At 27.4% G+C, this 464-nt stretch carries 1 protein-coding gene; it reads left to right on the top strand.

What is annotated here, in order from left to right:
• Window positions 1-356 (top strand): transposase (locus HMPREF2937_RS00450; protein ID WP_142351376.1); only part of this gene is annotated, 356 nt, incomplete at its 5' end.
• Window positions 357-464 lie beyond the last annotated feature (108 nt).

A 464-nucleotide genomic window follows, 5' to 3' on the forward strand; every position in this document is an offset into this window, starting at 1 on the left:
AATTAAAAGATATGTATATCAGAGTCAATATCATTCGTGTGTTGATTAAACATAATAAAATAGCATTATTAACTGAGGAAATTAATAGATGTTTGGATGAATCAATTTTGAATATAGGATTAAGAAGAGTACTTAAAAGTTTTAAAACTTTCCTTCCGGAAATTCAAAACACATTAAAACACTCTGCACGTTCTAATGGTCCAATAGAAGCTATGAACAACAATATTAAAGTACTTAAACGAGTAGCTTATGGTTATCGTAACTTCTATAACTTTAGAAATAGAATTTTAGTTAAGTTTAAACTTCTAGCTGGCAAAAAACATCATATTAAAACCACTCTTAATCAAGTAGCTTAAATAAAAATAAAACACTCAAAAGGTTTTGGATAATTCTGAAGGAATTAAACAACCTAATGAGTGCCTTAAAGATGGTAGCTCTAATGAGCATATTTCGATTCATTTTTT

Origin of the sequence: Staphylococcus sp. HMSC061G12, assembly GCF_001838465.1 — a bacterium.
Lineage (GTDB): Bacteria > Bacillota > Bacilli > Staphylococcales > Staphylococcaceae > Staphylococcus > Staphylococcus simulans.